The organism is Enterococcus sp. AMC1086 (genome assembly GCF_058216575.1).
Genome location: NZ_CM177100.1, coordinates 1,092,594 through 1,107,756, shown reverse-complemented (window position 1 = coordinate 1,107,756; position 15,163 = coordinate 1,092,594). Strand labels below are relative to the sequence as shown.

Below are 15,163 nucleotides of genomic sequence, written 5' to 3'. Positions count from 1 at the left end.
ATAATATTCCTAAATAAACTATTGTCTTAGTATATTCCTAAAAACTTATTCTAGATACTTATATGTCTTGTATGTACTTTTTTATAATTATTTAAAAAAAAGTAATAAATCAATTATTATGTATAAATAATAGAAAAAGAAAACCTTTGTCACAAGGACAAAGATTCTCCTTTTACATTTTATAAACCGGCCATCAATTGTGCTTGACGTAATTCCAACTGTCTAACTCCTCTTGGTAAGAAGCGTCGAATTTCATCTTCGTTAAAACCAACCTGTAATCTTTTTTCATCAATCATTATTGGTCGACGCAACAATCCAGGATTCTCTTTTACTAACTCTAGCAAGTCTTGCAACGGAAGTTCATCCAAATCCATATTAAGTTTTTGGAAAACCTTAGAACGGGTAGAAATAATCTCCTCTGTTCCATCTTCTGTCATTCGCAAAATTGCTTTCAATTCAGAAATATTCAATGGTTCTGAAAAGATATTTCTTTCTTTGAATGGAATCTCGTGTTCTTGTAACCATGCACGAGCCTTACGGCAAGACGTACAACTTGGGGAAGTATAAAGTGTCAACATGTGCATCACTCCTTTATGCGATTTTCATCACTTTTTTGAAACAGGAAGTTGAACTATTTTCCTATTTAATGTAAGTATACCTAATTTCCAATAAAATTACTAGCTCTTTTCCAAGAAAAAAGATAATTTTTCGTTATTTTACGTGTTTTTTTTTAATATTGAAATAAAATTTGATTTTTTTTTACATAAAATTGTAGCGTTTTCAAAACCTGGAAAAATGATACAGCCATTACAACCTACTACAACTGTATCAGTCTAAAAATTCTGACATTTTATTTTTTCTCTGTAATCCTGTTTTTTTTTACTTTTAGCTGTATAATGATATCAATGACTTTTTATTAATTGATTAAGGTGGTTACTTTATGGAAACAATTTTTTCAGGCATTCAGCCTAGCGGAATACCAACTATCGGAAATTATATTGGTGCGATGAAACAATTTATCGAATTACAAAATCATTATGATTGTTACTTTTGCATAGTAGATGAGCATGCAATCACAGTTCCCCAAGACCCATTGAAACTACGTCAACAAACGCGTAGCTTAACAGCTCTATACCTTGCTGTAGGGCTTGATCCTGATAAAGCAACGATTTTCATTCAATCTGAAGTTTCAGCTCATGCTGAGGCCGCTTGGATCATTCAATGTAATACAACGATCGGTGAATTAGAACGTATGACTCAATTTAAAGATAAATCACAAAAAAATGGACGTGCAGGCGTAAGCGCTGGTCTTTTAACTTATCCTCCATTAATGGTCGGTGATATTGTTTTATACAATGCAAATCTCGTTCCTGTTGGAGATGATCAAAAACAGCATTTAGAATTAACGCGTGATTTTGTGGAACGTTTCAACAAACGATATGGACAAACTAATCAAGATATCCTAGTTCTTCCAGAAGTGAAAATTGCTGAACAGGGTGGACGTGTGATGAGCTTGCAAGATCCAACAAGCAAAATGAGTAAATCAGATTCAAATCCAAAAGGTTTCATCTCAATGTTAGATGAACCAACTATTATCCGTAAAAAAATCAAATCGGCTGTAACTGATTCAACTGGCATCATTGAATACGATCCAGAAAATAAACCTGGAATTTCTAATTTACTGAGTATTTTCTCTTCTGTTACTGGTCGCTCAGTTGATGAAATCGTTACTGAATATGATGGAAAAGGATATGGCGACTTTAAAACAGATTTAGGTGATGCAGTCGTTGATTTACTTGCCCCGATCCAAGAACGTTACCATGCACTACTTGCGTCTGACGAATTAGATGATATTTTAGATCAAGGTGCCGAACAAGCTCGTCTAGTCGCAAATAAAACTTTACAACGAATGAAAAATGCGATTGGCTTAGGAAGAAAACCTCGCAAAAAAAAGTAATATAAAAACATTTGAGCCAACCATTCATGAATGGTTGGCTCAAATGTTTTTCAATCTCTAAATTGTGCATCATGCAATCGGCGATAATGTCCACCTTTTGCAAGTAATTCTTTATGAGATCCTTCTTCTAAGATGCCTTTATCGCTGACCACAACGATCCTTGTCGCGTGTTTGATCGTTGCCAGACGATGAGCAATAATAAGCGTGGTTCTACCTTGTGCTAAAGAATTTAGTGATTCTTGGATCACTTGTTCTGTCTCAGTATCTAATGCTGAGGTCGCTTCATCCAAGATTAAAATTGGTGGATTTTTTAAAAACATACGAGCAATTGCCACCCGTTGTTTTTGGCCACCTGAAAGTTTGACACCGCGCTCTCCAATCATCGTATCTAAACCTTCCGACATTTCATCCACTACTTTTTCTAAATGAGCTAATTTGACAGCTTTTTGAATTTCCTCTTCAGTTGCATCCAGCTTACCATAAGCAATATTATCTCGAATGGTTCCCGGAAATAAAAAAACATCTTGTTGAACAATCCCAATTTGACTTCTCAATGAAGCTAGTGTCATGTCTTGAATATTGATACCATCAATGGTGATTTGTCCTTCTGTTACCTCATAAAATCTTGGTAGTAAGTTGCATAATGTTGTTTTTCCTGAACCACTTTGACCTACAAAAGCGACTGTTTCACCAGGCACAATCTGCAAATTTATATGGTTCAACACTTTAGTAGAATCAGCATACGAAAATGAAACATCGTCATAAATGATATCACCATGTAAATGATCTACCAATAGTGCGCCAGGCTTATCTTGAATGGTTGGCTTCTTATCGATTTCTTCAGTGAATCGTTTAAACCCAGCAATTCCTTTAGGGTAACTTTCGATCATATTGTTGACTTTTTCGATAGGGCGTACAAAAACATTCGATAATAAAATAAACCCAACAAATTGCCCATCTGTAATTTCGCCTTTGATTGTATAATATGCACCAAATATCAATGCGAATAAATTAATAAGACGAATTAAAAAGTAATTGTATGCGGAACTGATTCCCATTACTTTATAAAATGTAATTTTTGATTGGCGGTAAGCTTGGTTCAATCCTTCAAAACGTTTACGCTCAAATGGCTCGTTGGCAAAAGACTGTGTCACGCGAATGCCACTGACAGAAGCTTCGACGCCAGCATTAAAATCCCCAAGATTATCATAAATTTTTGTATTGACCTTTGTCATCTTTTTATTGAAGAAAACCAAAGCAATCGTGATAAAAGGCAAGACAATAAACGTAGCCACAGCTAATTGCACATGTATCCTAAGCATCAAGTAAAATGACCCGACGATAGTCATCACGGTAATAAACACATCTTCTGGTCCATGATGGGCAACCTCAGAAATTTCAAATAAATCGGTTGTCAATCGGCTCATCAATTTTCCGGTTTTTTGATTATCATAATATTCAAATGGCTGCGTCTGCAAATGTTCGTATAGTTCTCTACGCATATCGGTTTCAATATCTACCCCTAATTTATGACCAAAAAATACCACGATGTACTGTAAAAAAGTATTGAGTATATAAAATAAAAGTAGCCCGATAGAAGCTAATGCAATCAATCGGAAATTTCCCTTAGGCATGATTTTATCGATGACTTGATTTACAACAACTGGAAATGATAATTCCAACAAACCAGCTAGAACAGCACAACCAAAATCTAAAATAAATAAATGCTTATATGGTCGATAATAACTAAAAAATCGTTTTAACATAAACTCCCCTTTCTTTTGACACTGTTACTATTATACGCAAAGAAAGTATAGGATGCAAAATTTGAAGATTCCTATTTTTTTATGAAATAATCTATATTTATAAGCTGATAAAGCCAACTTCGAAATAGGTAGAAGACATCCTCTTCAGTTTTTTATACATTTTGAAAAAAAGCGAAATGCTGTTATATCAATCACTTGAAAATATGAAAATAATTTGCTAAATTATAGCTATACATGTACATCATAAAAAACACCGATGAGTTGCTTATGTCTTGGGGAAGATGGGCCTGATCGGTGTTTCTGTATTTTATTATACTAAATGTAGGAATTTTTTCCACTTCAAGCTTTTACTAACGATAATACTTTTTTGAAGAAACGTTTCTCAAAAATATGTTTTTTTATTCTATCTTTTATTAAGAAATCATTGTTTTTTAATGAGAATCGTTAAATTTTTTTTGACACCATTTTGCATGACTTTTAAAGATTTTCCTTCTTGATCCATCTATTCAATTAGCATTCTAATCTAAATTAAAATTTTCTTTCTGTTCTTTTGTGAAAAAGTTCGCTACAATGAAAAAGGATTTTGAAAAATTTCCTGAAAATTATTAAGGGGTGCAATTTTTTAATGAAAACTATTGTTTTTGATGTTGATGATACCATTTATGACCAGCAACAACCATTTAAAAACGCAATCAAATCAGTCTTTCCTTACGTAAAAGATACAGACATGCACGCACTATATATTCGTTTTCGTTTTCATAGTGATGAAACGTTCCCAAAGGTTATGGCGAATGAATGGACACTAGAATATATGCGCTTTTTCCGAATCAATGAATCATTGAAAGATCTTGATTATCCAACTGTTTCACAAGAGAAGGGTCTACTCTTCCAAAAAATGTATGAGGATGAACTAGATAATATCGTCATGCATCCAGAAGTAAAAAAAGTTTTTGATTTCTTAAAAGAGAAAAACATTCCGATGGGGATCATCACAAACGGTCCCACAGATCACCAATTCAAAAAAGTAAAACAACTTCAATTAGAAAATTGGGTTCCGACCGATAATATTATTATTTCTCAAAGCACTGGCTTTCAAAAACCAGAAAGAGAAATTTTTGATCTTGCTGCAAAAGAGTTTGATATGGACTGCGAACGTACATTATACGTCGGTGATAGTTTTGAAAATGATATTGCAGGTGCTAAAAATGGTGGCTGGAAATCTTTATGGTTCAATCATCGTTTACGCGAAATGCCTGCTGATGAAGAAGCTTATCATATTAAAGAAGTTACTTCATTTGATGATTTATTTCCGACGATCCAATCGTTATTTTCATAAAAAAACAGCGTAAGCTTAGATTTTTCTCTAAGTCTACGCTATTTTTTTGATTATTCTCCAATACTCAAAATCATTCGAATATCATCTTCAGTCATTTTCGCTAATTGCTCTTCATTTCCTTGAATCACTTTCTGGAATAGCTCACGTTTTTCTTGTTGCAAGGAGTCCATTTTTTCTTCAACAGTACCTTCTGCAATCATTCGCCATACTTCTACAACACTTTTTTGACCAATTCGATGTGCTCGTCCAGCCGCTTGCTCTTCCACTGCAGGATTCCACCACAAATCATATAAAATCACAGTATCCGCACCTGTTAAGTTCAATCCAGTTCCTCCAGCTTTTAATGAAATCAAGAAGATATCCTTCTCACCAGCGTTAAATGCATCTGCCATTTCCATCCGTTCTTTAGGTTTGGTGCTCCCTCTTAAATAGAAAGTTGATAACCCAAGTTCGTGCAATTCTTTTTCAATGATCGATAACATACTTGTAAATTGTGAAAACAGCAACACGCGGCGATTATTTTCTTTGGCAGCTACCAACAAGTCTTTTACTTGCTCTAACTTTCCTGAACCGCCTGTATAATCATCAATGAATAAGCTAGGATCACAACAAATTTGGCGTAAACGAGTCAACCCTGCCAAGATACTCAAACGATTTTTCTTGAACGCATTCTGATCCATTTGGCTAACATCTTCTTGCATTTGTTTTAAGTAAGCCAAGTATACAGTTTTTTGTTCTTCAGTAAGGACGCTGTATAGATTACTTTCAATCTTATCAGGTAAATCTGCTAATACCGTTTTCTTATCTCGTCTTAAAATAAACGGCTGGATCATTTTAGCAATTTCTTCAGGCTTCATTGATCTAAACAACGTTTTTGATGGGAATAATCCTGGGATGATCATTTGGAAAATGGACCATAGTTCATCTAAATTATTTTCAATCGGTGTTCCACTTAAAGCAAAACGTTGTGGTACTGTCAAACTTTTTAAGGCTTGTGCTGTTTTGGTTCCACTATTTTTCACCATTTGTGCTTCGTCTAAAATCAAGTAGCCTAAATTTAATTCTTGATACATATCGATATCTTGTCTAAGACTAGCATATGAGGTGATCAATACATCTAGCTCAGCCTGATTAGCCAATTTTTCGCGCTCTGATTTATTTCCAGCAACAACATCTGATTGTAAATCAGGGGCAAATTTCTTCAGTTCCGCTGCCCAGTTATAAATCAAGCTAGCTGGCGCTACGATCAATGCTGCTCCTTTTTGTTTCTGTTCCTCTTTTTCAGATAATAAATAGGTGATCGTCTGAAGTGTTTTCCCTAATCCCATTTCATCAGCTAAAATACCGCCAAATTGATAATAGCTAAGCATTTTTAACCATTTAAAGCCATCTATTTGGTAGTTTCTAAGCGTTGCTTGAATAGTTTGAGGTAAAACTGCATCAAACTTTTCTGGATGGGTCAGGTTTGACACCATTTCTTTAAAAGAGTCTGAAAAATGAGCCCTAGTGTTGTTTTCTAACATATTTTCGATCATCAAGCCCTGATTTCTCGGTACTTGAATCGTTCCCTGAACGTTTTTCATATTTTTTCTCAACAGTGTTAAAATTTCACTTGTCTGCTGAAATTCTTCTGAATCCAACGAGAGAACTTCACCTGTTTCCAACGTATAAAACCGATCATTTCTTAATAAACTTGCTAAAACAGCATCGATTTCCTGCTCCGCTATTCCAGTAATATCAAAACGCACATCCAACCAAGAATCAGAGTCAGAAACTTCGATCAACGGTTGATGATGAGCCGCATCCAAATATAGTTCACGCAATTTTTTTCCCATCCGAACTTCACCTAAACGACGGAAAGTTGGCACCTCTGCTTTAAAGAAATAATACAAACGTTCCCCTACTGGTAATGCTTTTTCATAACCGTCGACAACTTTTTTATAACCGAAAGCTGTTAATTGTTCTATAATTTCTTGTTCTTTTTTACTATCACGAACCACTTCTTGATTCGCTCCTGAGGCCACTGAATGCTCATTATCCGTTGAAAAAACAACCTCACCATAAGTAAAATCGACCCTAACTTTGATCATTCCTTTGATTTTCCGAAAAATAAAAATGGTTTCTAAGGGATGATAAACTACTTCTTGCTTGACCTTTTCACTAACGATCACCGTACCAATTTTTTTCAATAAGGGAATAACACTGCCAAATAGATCTGACAACTCTGGTTTTTCATACATAATCTCAGGTTTTTCGACGCGTTTTAATAGTTGCAATAACGTCGCGTAGATTGCTTCTTGTTCTTGTGTAAAAATATAAACTTGATCTTTGCTGAAGCCCCACTGATAATGAGATAAAAAGGTGGATATCTGGTCATCGATCCTTAATTTATACTTATTATCTGGCTGTTTACTTATATCAAAAAAGAGCGGTAATGTGCCTCTTACGAATGAAAGATGACGATATTTTTTTTCCTCGTCATTTAATTGGAAATGAGGAATCAAACTCATTTTTTCAAGTAGTTTTTGACCTTGATCGATTGGCAACACAAGATAGCGTTTATCGATTTTCCCTTTGACTTGAATTCCATTAGCGCCAAGAAGTTGACTCGTTTGATAAATGGCGGATAGTTGATCTAACAGCTCTTGATTTTCAATTGAAAAAGCTTCTTTTATTAAGTCAAAATGATGTTGTTTATTGATCAAAAAACTTCCTTCTTTTTGGAAGGTCTGGAAAAACTCACCGATATTTTTAATGATATAGGTTTTAGGTTTGATTCCCTGATTTCCAAGACGCAATGAAACCCCTAGAACAGCTAATTCTGGATAATAACTATTCGTCTCAATAACATCGACGATATATTCAACTGTCAGCGGCGTAATTTTACTCTTTGCCTCAACTTGATTTAGGTTTGCAAAACCCTTAGTAAACATTTCTGAAATAGATAAAGATCGTTTTTCAAAGATTACAGGTTGATCTGCTTTTATGATTCGGGAAGTTCCTTTTTGACGTAAATATAACTCAACTGCGACCGTATGCTTGCAATAACCATGATCTTTCCAATAAGGGCATTCACAAATATCATTTTCTTTAGCCGTTCCATCTAACTGCACACGATACAGTTCATTCCCTAAAACTTCCGCATGCCAGATTTTTTGTTCTGGATCTTGTACGACCGACAAGACCCTACCTTCTTTCATATATTCCCTGCCGCGTTCAACGATTCGTTCTGGAATACTCCACTTCATATTATCACCTCCTAGGCTGTTTAAGCCGTTTGATAGGTCACTTGACTTTGACCATTTCCATTTGTTTTGATTTGCAATTGCTGTGGAATTCTTGCTTTTAATTCACTTACGTGGCTGATAATACCAATCATTCTTCCTTCATTTTCGATTGTTTCTAACGCCTCCATTGCCATTTCTAGGGCTTCTTCATCTAAAGAGCCAAATCCTTCATCAATGAACAAAGCTTCAATTAAAACACCGCCGGCTTGTTCTTGAATCACCTCAGCCAAAGATAAGGCCAAAGCCAGTGCCGCAATAAAACTTTCACCGCCAGACAATGTATGAGCACTGCGGGTACTCCCTGCATTATCATCATAAACATTGATTTCAAGCCCGGTCTGATTTTTATAACTCCCTGAAACTTGGTTTAATTCAAATTGATAACGATTATTCGTCAGTAATCCTAAACGTTGATTGGCTACTTTTAAAACGTCTTCCAAATACGTTTGTAAGACGTATCTTTCCAAACTCGTTTTTCTTGGATTATCGCCATTGACGGTCGCTGCTAATTGGTGCAAAGCCGTTACCTCTTCCCACTGTTGCTCAATAGACGCGATCAATTCTTTCACTTGTTTTTGAATCTTCTCATTGGCCTTTATTTTTTCTTGATGTTGGTAATAATTTGCCTCTTTAGTTTGAAGTGAAGAAGTCAATACGTCAATTTCCTCTAGTAAACTCGTTATTTCCGGTTGTTCCTTGTTTTTAAGTTTTTTTTCTAGTTCGCTTAATTGAAATGTCAATTGATCTTTTTTCTTATCAAAAACTGTTAATTCTTCTTTGATTGCTTCTAATTTCGATACTTCACTTAATAAAACGCGGACTATTTTTTCGTCTAATTCAAGGTTTGATTCGTTTATAGCTTTCGATAATTGTTTTTCTAATGTCATTTTTTCTGTCAGATTTAATGCTTGTTCTTTGGCAAGATGTTCTTCCGTATTTTTTAGCAGTAGACAGCGTTCTTTTCTTTTTGCAAGGTGCTCATCGATTTCTTTTTTCTGTGATTCCCATTGCATTATTTGATCTTTAAGTTGTTGTTTTTGATTTGTTATTTCAGCTAAAGACAGCTGTTTGTCAATCAATTGTTCTGATATTGTTTTTAGTTTGGTTTGATTTTCAGTTTGTTCTTGCTGCTGTTCAATGACGAGTTTTTCTTGTTCAAACACGTTATTTTGTTGCTCTTCAACTGTTTTTTCTAGCTCAATGATTCTACTTTTAGCGTCTTTTATTTGGCTCAACTCAAGTTCAATTTTTTCTGTTACACGCTGAAAATCATTAGAAATCTGTTCGATTCTTTCCGAAGTCAAAGGCTTTTCTAAAAAGACAATTTGTTTTTCTTGCAGGTTTTTAAACAGTGAATCGACTTTATTATGCTGCAGTTCTGACTCTTTTTGCAGCTCTTTTTCTGTCATTTTAGTCTGGCTTACTTGAGCTTGTAGTTTAGCAACAATCGCTTCTTGTTCTTGAGCCTGTTTTTCACTATTATTGAGTTCATTTTCTATTGTTTGAATTTCTTCTAATGAAAATTCTTGATGTTCTTTTTGACTTGGGTGCTCTAATGAACCGCAAACAGGACATGGTTCACCGTCAACTAAAAGCAAACTTAAGCGACTGATCTGCATTTTTGCCCATTCACTTTTTTGTTTTACGACTTGTACATGGATCGTTTCTTTCTCTTTTACTGCCTGCTTTAGCTCTATATTTTTGCCACTTAACGCTTCTTTTATAGCAATTATTTTTGCTTCAAGTTGTTGCTTTTTTTCCCAATTTTCCATAAACGTCTGCCATTGTTCCTGATGTCGTTCCAATTCTAGCTGCTCTTTTTCAATTTGAACTTGTCTTTCTATAACAACGAGTTCATTTTGATAAGCTTGTTCAGCTTTGAATTGTATTTCTTTTATTTGCGCGAGCTTTGTTTTGGCTTTTTCTAGCTCTAAAGAATTTTTTTTGATGGTCCTTTTTACTTTTTCTTTCTCTTCGTACAGAGGAATTTGAAATTGCAGTTTATGGACGATCTCGTTTATACTGCTTATTTCAGCAGTTTGGTCTAATTTTTCTTTTTGGGTACTTTCTAATTGTCGGATTATTTGTTGTTCTGCTTGTTGTTCTGCTTGATTTTCTTTCAACTCTTTTATGTACGTTGAAAGTAATTTTTTCTTCTCATCGATTTTCTCAATTAGCCCTTGATGGTTTTTCACCCATTGAAGTTGCTGTCCTTCTGTTCGCAATTTTTTGATCATTTCACTAGCCTGATCTAGTTCTTCTTTTTGTTTATTTAGCTGATCTTGTTTTGCAAACTCATTCGCTAGTTCTTCTAATATAAATTTTTCTTGTTCTTTGCGCTGCTTTTGTTTTTGTAGAATAGACAGTTCCGATTCTTCTGCCGCTTGTTGCTTGATCATCACTTCTTGCTGTTGATCTAACGCGGCTAATTGTTGCTCTACAGATAGTTCTTCTAATAATTGTTCTTGCCAGTATAGTTGATCCAATTTCGCTTGGATTGTTTGCTGCGTCAATTCAATTCCTTGATTGACTGACTTTAATTGCGTCTTAAGTTGTTCATTTAGCGTCTGATACAATTGTGTGCCAAACAAGTTTCGTAATACTTTTTCTTTATCGTTACTATTTGCAATCAAAAAAGTTCTAAATTCGCCTTGAGGTAAAAGAACAATCTGAGCAAACTGAGTTGCATCAAGATGTAACAATTCCTGAATAAAACTATCGACTTCTCGACGTTTCGTGTATTCTCTAAGTTCTTTTCCTGAACGATCTTTGACAACCAGTGAAATTTTCGCACTTTGAGTTCGAGTACCGTCACCTCTTTTTTTATACAGTTCTTGTTCTGGTTTTCTCGTGATATCGTAAAAATAGTCCCCATGAGAAAAGGCCAAATGAACCTCGGTCGGCTCTGATGGATCAGCAAAAGTAGAACGCATTTCTTTGCCTTGTCGTAACTTCCCTGAGCTTTCACCAAATAAAGCATAACTCATTCCATCAAAAATCGTTGTTTTACCCGAACCAGTCTTACCACTAATCAAAAATAAAGAAGAGTCTTCAAATTTAGTAAAGTCAATCGTTTCAGCAATATAAGGGCCGAAGTTTTTTAATGTCAGTGTTAATGGTTTCAACTTATTTCCCTCTTTCTGCTTGATGAAGCACTGCTAGACTGTCTTTGATCCAAGTTTGTTGTTGTACTGTCAACTCTTCACCTGTTACTTCTGAAAAAAACTGATCCACTAATTCTGTTGGAGCTAAAGCTTTTGTTGCTTTTTTTGACTTACTTTCTTTGTGCTGCACTTCTCTTCCAAATAAACGTTCTATGCCAATGATTCGTGGATAAATTTGTCGTAATTGATTCATCATATTCGGAATCACAGCTCGATCTGTTAATTGGATATGAAAATAACTTTCACGGTCGATCGACTCATAAAATTCTTGTGCAGTCAGTTCTTTAAAACTGCCCTCTATTTGTTTAACGTCTCTTAGCGGTATGATTTCTTCAAATCTAAATGTCGTCTCTCCCTCTTCAGTATCTACTATCCAAACGCCCTTTTTTTGATTCATTTCTGATAATGAAAATTTCAATGGTGAGCCACTATAACGGGCATTTTCAGCTTGCAAGGCATTTTTTCCATGTAAATGACCTAACGCTATATAGTCAAATGATTTTAGTAATGACAACGGGACGGTATCCAAACCGCCGACCATTAATTTTGTTTCCGAATCCGATTTTTCACTGCCAGCGACAAAAAAATGACTGACTAAAACATGTGCCATATCAGATTTGAATTGTTTTTCTATTTCTTTGATGACTTCTTTGATTGCTTGTTCAATCGTCCGAATTTCTTCATTATCGAAATATAATCGAGCTGAGATCGGTTCAAAATAAGGTAATAAGAAAAATTGAGTATTTCCCATCTCTACAGGTTCAAATGCTTGATCCAATCGGGTGTTCAAATGAAAATCCGACTGAGCAAACCAAGGCCCCCCTGTCTCTAGACGAATACTGCTGTCATGATTCCCAGAAATCGCCAACACGGGAAATCTTTCTTTTAAATTCATTTCTACGATCATTCGATTAAAGACCTCGATTGCTTCAACAGAAGGAACAGAGCGATCATATAGATCCCCAGAAACGACGATTGCATCCACCTTTTCCTCTTTAGCGATTGCTAAAATCTGCTGAAATGCATCTACTTGCTCTTCTAATAAATCGTAGCCATGTAATTTCTTACCGATATGCCAATCTGCTGTATGTAAAAAACGCATTTTTCCACCACCTAAAAAAGTCCTTCTTACTATTATACCAAATTTTTGGAGAAATATATGGTTCAAACGTGCAGAATCTTTCCAAAACAAAAAAAAGCCTGAAATATAACTTATCAAGTCATATCTAGGCTCTAATGGATAAAAAAAAGGCTAACTATTATTCTTTCACTTCATATTTAAAGTTAGGATCGATTTCTTGATCTAAGCTGTCAAAAGAGGCTTGCAGTCTTCGTTCAACCTCAGCGATCCCTTCTTTATCCATTTTAGCAATATCGCTAACATCGATTGGTTCACCAAAACGAACATTTACTCGACGACGTTTGAATAGCTCTTTTAATGTTAGTGGACCTTGGTAGACAGCTGGCACAATTTTAACTTTTGCCATTTTAGCAATCAACGCTACACCGCCTTTTAACTCAGAAGAATGACGAGTACCACTTGGAAACATCACTAAACTTAAATCAGTATTCTTTAATGTTTTAACAGGTGTCTTAATAGCACTTGGACCTGGTTTTTCACGATCGACAGGAAAAGCATTCGCATGCTTTAAAATGAAACTTAAAAATGGATTCTTAAATAATTCCTTTTTTGCCATAAAACTAAACTTTTTTGGTGATCCGCCTACAGCTAAATATAATGGCTCCCACCAAGTTCTATGAGGCGCAACTAAAATATAATTTTCATTTTGAGGAATACGGTCTTTCTTGTCATAATGTGCATTGCCGTTGATAATAAACAAAACAACCCGAACAACACCACGCATAAATGTAAAAAACATGTTTTTCTTCCTTTCTTTTCACTGCTATAAGTATGCCGAAAACTGTTGCTTTTGACAAGTCTTTTTCACAGGTTTCTTCTAATCTTAATTGTAGTATAATATAAAGGATACTATCTGTTCCATAAAAGAGCTTTACTCTATAATTGAAGAAAATGGGAGGTTACAATGATGATTGAATTTAAGAAATTGAATCAACAAGAAAACGACGCGAAATTGATTGCGCTACTTTCTCAAAATCAAGTAGAAGAAAAAAAGATTCCCGCTGAAAAAAATACCGTCTTCTCTTTAGCCCTCTATGATGATACGCTTTATATTGGTGGGGTCACAGCTAATAAGTGGATGAATACAACTCATATTTCTTTACTAGCTGTCGCTAAAAATTATCGTGGTAAAGGATACGGCTCACAACTGTTCAAAAAAGCTGAGACATTTGCTATCGAATCTGGTTCTGAACTCATAACCGTTCACACTCAAGACTATCAAGCAAAAGCATTTTATGAAAAATACGGTTATCACGTTTTTGGACAATTAAAAGATACCACGTTTAGCGGCACTACAAAGTATTATTTAGTAAAACGAATTTAAACTGAAAAAATCAAAGGAATGAATCTTACATGTTATTACCAGATGAGCGAATCGATCAATTATACGCAGATGATATTCAAATCATACAAAGTAAAGAAGTGTTTTCTTTCTCCATCGATGCTGTTTTATTAGCAAACTTTCCGATTTTTCCAAAAAAAGGCACGATTGTTGACCTTTGTGCTGGAAATGGAGCAGTCGGCTTATTTGCTAGCCGAAAAACTAAAGCTAAAATCACACAAATTGAATTACAAGAGCGGTTGGCTGATATGGGGAAAAGAAGCATCCAGTTAAATCAGCTAGAGGATCAAATGACTATGTTTGAATTAGATCTAAAAAAAGCAACGACGATCATCAAACCAGATTCGGTTGATTTAGTCCTATGTAATCCGCCTTACTTTAAAGAGCTACCAACAAGTCAAAAAAATCCAAATCCACATCTAGCAATCGCCCGGCATGAACTTCATACGACGCTGCCAGAAGTAATTGAAGTATCAGCAAAACTTTTAAAAACAAATGGTCGGCTAGCAATGGTTCATCGTCCTGATCGGTTTTTAGACATATTGCAAGCCATGGAATCAGCAAATATTGCACCAAAGAAAGTGCGATTTATTTATCCTAAAGCTGGAAAAGAAGCAAATACGTTATTGATCGAAGGAATCAAACAAGGAAAGAAAGATGGTTTTCGCATATTGCCACCCTTATTCACTTATGATGAACAAAATAACTATTCACCAGAAATGAAGGCGATGTTGTATGGAAACTAATCATTATTTTTATGTCCTTTATTGCAAAGATAATACATTTTATGGAGGATATACCACAGATCCTGAACGACGTTTAACTGAACACAACAGCGGTACTGGAGCAAAATATACAAGACTTCCGTCACGTTTACCGGCAAAAATGATCCATGTTGAAAAATTCAGCAGTCGCAGTGATGCTACAAAAGCAGAATATGCCTTTAAAAAATTAACAAGGAAACATAAAATCGATTATTTAAAAAAGCGGGGTGTTCCAGACTGGACCTGATAATTCGAAAATCAAGGAATGCTGATGCTCATAAAATCGTGCGACTTTTAAACAAAAATCTTTTAGAAGTAAATAGTAACGATGATCCAATCAACTAAATGAAAAATAGATTGCTGAATTTACTTCTAAAATAGTGACTGTACATGGTTTTTTTGTATT

At 35.0% G+C, this 15,163-nt stretch carries 10 protein-coding genes and 2 pseudogenes; 5 read left to right on the top strand and 7 right to left on the bottom strand.

Features of this window, described 5'->3' with window-relative positions; genetic code table 11:
- Positions 1-179 precede the first annotated feature (179 nt).
- Positions 180-578 carry a transcriptional regulator SpxA gene (gene spxA, locus AC4BC4_RS05205; RefSeq protein ID WP_010760718.1) on the bottom strand — a complete coding sequence of 133 codons (399 nt, stop codon included), beginning with the start codon at positions 576-578 and terminating at the stop codon, positions 180-182.
- 362 nt (positions 579-940) lie between these two features.
- Here spxA and trpS point away from each other — a divergent pair, with 362 nt between their 5' ends.
- Complete coding sequence (trpS, locus tag AC4BC4_RS05200) at positions 941-1,957, top strand: tryptophan--tRNA ligase (protein ID WP_438758694.1); 1,017 nt, start codon at positions 941-943, stop codon at positions 1,955-1,957.
- A gap of 50 nt (positions 1,958-2,007) precedes the next feature.
- On the opposite strand, the gene AC4BC4_RS05195 is transcribed toward trpS, so the two are convergent.
- Positions 2,008-3,723 (bottom strand): ABC transporter ATP-binding protein, encoded by a 1,716-nt coding sequence (locus tag AC4BC4_RS05195; RefSeq protein ID WP_490476995.1) that lies wholly within the window; start codon positions 3,721-3,723, stop codon positions 2,008-2,010.
- 625 nt (positions 3,724-4,348) lie between these two features.
- On the opposite strand from AC4BC4_RS05195, the gene AC4BC4_RS05190 reads away from it, so the two are divergent.
- Positions 4,349-5,059, top strand: a complete 711-nt coding sequence (locus AC4BC4_RS05190; protein ID WP_490476994.1) for an HAD family hydrolase — start codon at positions 4,349-4,351, stop codon at positions 5,057-5,059.
- A gap of 50 nt (positions 5,060-5,109) precedes the next feature.
- Here AC4BC4_RS05190 and AC4BC4_RS05185 read toward each other — a convergent pair whose 3' ends face one another.
- The 5 genes and pseudogenes from AC4BC4_RS05185 to AC4BC4_RS05165 form a co-directional block, all read right to left on the bottom strand.
- Positions 5,110-8,307 carry a DEAD/DEAH box helicase gene (locus AC4BC4_RS05185; RefSeq protein ID WP_490476993.1) on the bottom strand — a complete coding sequence of 1,066 codons (3,198 nt, stop codon included), beginning with the start codon at positions 8,305-8,307 and terminating at the stop codon, positions 5,110-5,112.
- 20 nt (positions 8,308-8,327) lie between these two features.
- Positions 8,328-8,876 (bottom strand): annotated as a pseudogene (locus AC4BC4_RS05180) (SbcC/MukB-like Walker B domain-containing protein); the annotation flags it as partial.
- 2,004 nt (positions 8,877-10,880) lie between these two features.
- Positions 10,881-11,471 (bottom strand): annotated as a pseudogene (locus tag AC4BC4_RS05175) (AAA family ATPase); the annotation flags it as partial.
- A 1-nt stretch (position 11,472) separates the two neighbouring features.
- Positions 11,473-12,612 (bottom strand): exonuclease SbcCD subunit D, encoded by a 1,140-nt coding sequence (locus tag AC4BC4_RS05170; RefSeq protein ID WP_490476992.1) that lies wholly within the window; start codon positions 12,610-12,612, stop codon positions 11,473-11,475.
- 157 nt (positions 12,613-12,769) lie between these two features.
- On the bottom strand, positions 12,770-13,390 hold the full coding sequence (locus AC4BC4_RS05165) for a lysophospholipid acyltransferase family protein (protein WP_490476991.1): 621 nt from the start codon (positions 13,388-13,390) through the stop codon (positions 12,770-12,772).
- A gap of 168 nt (positions 13,391-13,558) precedes the next feature.
- On the opposite strand from AC4BC4_RS05165, the gene AC4BC4_RS05160 reads away from it, so the two are divergent.
- Genes AC4BC4_RS05160 through AC4BC4_RS05150 form a run of 3 tightly spaced genes read left to right on the top strand, consistent with a single transcriptional unit; the run spans position 13,559 to position 15,004 of the window.
- Positions 13,559-13,975 carry a GNAT family N-acetyltransferase gene (locus AC4BC4_RS05160; RefSeq protein ID WP_490476990.1) on the top strand — a complete coding sequence of 139 codons (417 nt, stop codon included), beginning with the start codon at positions 13,559-13,561 and terminating at the stop codon, positions 13,973-13,975.
- Between the two features lie 29 nt (positions 13,976-14,004).
- Positions 14,005-14,739 (top strand): tRNA1(Val) (adenine(37)-N6)-methyltransferase, encoded by a 735-nt coding sequence (locus AC4BC4_RS05155; RefSeq protein ID WP_490476989.1) that lies wholly within the window; start codon positions 14,005-14,007, stop codon positions 14,737-14,739.
- Positions 14,729-15,004, top strand: a complete 276-nt coding sequence (locus AC4BC4_RS05150; RefSeq protein ID WP_490476988.1) for a GIY-YIG nuclease family protein — start codon at positions 14,729-14,731, stop codon at positions 15,002-15,004. Before AC4BC4_RS05155 ends, AC4BC4_RS05150 begins: the two co-directional genes overlap by 11 nt.
- Positions 15,005-15,163: the final 159 nt, after the last annotated feature.

Bases quoted from the DNA above. Each gene is read 5' to 3' on its own strand.
- spxA (WP_010760718.1), bottom strand. From the start codon at position 578: ATGTTGACACTTTATACTTCCCCAAGTTGTACGTCTTGCCGTAAGGCT.
- trpS (WP_438758694.1), top strand. From the start codon at position 941: ATGGAAACAATTTTTTCAGGCATTCAGCCTAGCGGAATACCAACTATC.
- AC4BC4_RS05195 (WP_490476995.1), bottom strand. From the start codon at position 3,723: ATGTTAAAACGATTTTTTAGTTATTATCGACCATATAAGCATTTATTT.
- AC4BC4_RS05190 (WP_490476994.1), top strand. From the start codon at position 4,349: ATGAAAACTATTGTTTTTGATGTTGATGATACCATTTATGACCAGCAA.
- AC4BC4_RS05185 (WP_490476993.1), bottom strand. From the start codon at position 8,307: ATGAAGTGGAGTATTCCAGAACGAATCGTTGAACGCGGCAGGGAATAT.
- AC4BC4_RS05170 (WP_490476992.1), bottom strand. From the start codon at position 12,612: ATGCGTTTTTTACATACAGCAGATTGGCATATCGGTAAGAAATTACAT.
- AC4BC4_RS05165 (WP_490476991.1), bottom strand. From the start codon at position 13,390: ATGTTTTTTACATTTATGCGTGGTGTTGTTCGGGTTGTTTTGTTTATT.
- AC4BC4_RS05160 (WP_490476990.1), top strand. From the start codon at position 13,559: ATGATTGAATTTAAGAAATTGAATCAACAAGAAAACGACGCGAAATTG.
- AC4BC4_RS05155 (WP_490476989.1), top strand. From the start codon at position 14,005: ATGTTATTACCAGATGAGCGAATCGATCAATTATACGCAGATGATATT.
- AC4BC4_RS05150 (WP_490476988.1), top strand. From the start codon at position 14,729: ATGGAAACTAATCATTATTTTTATGTCCTTTATTGCAAAGATAATACA.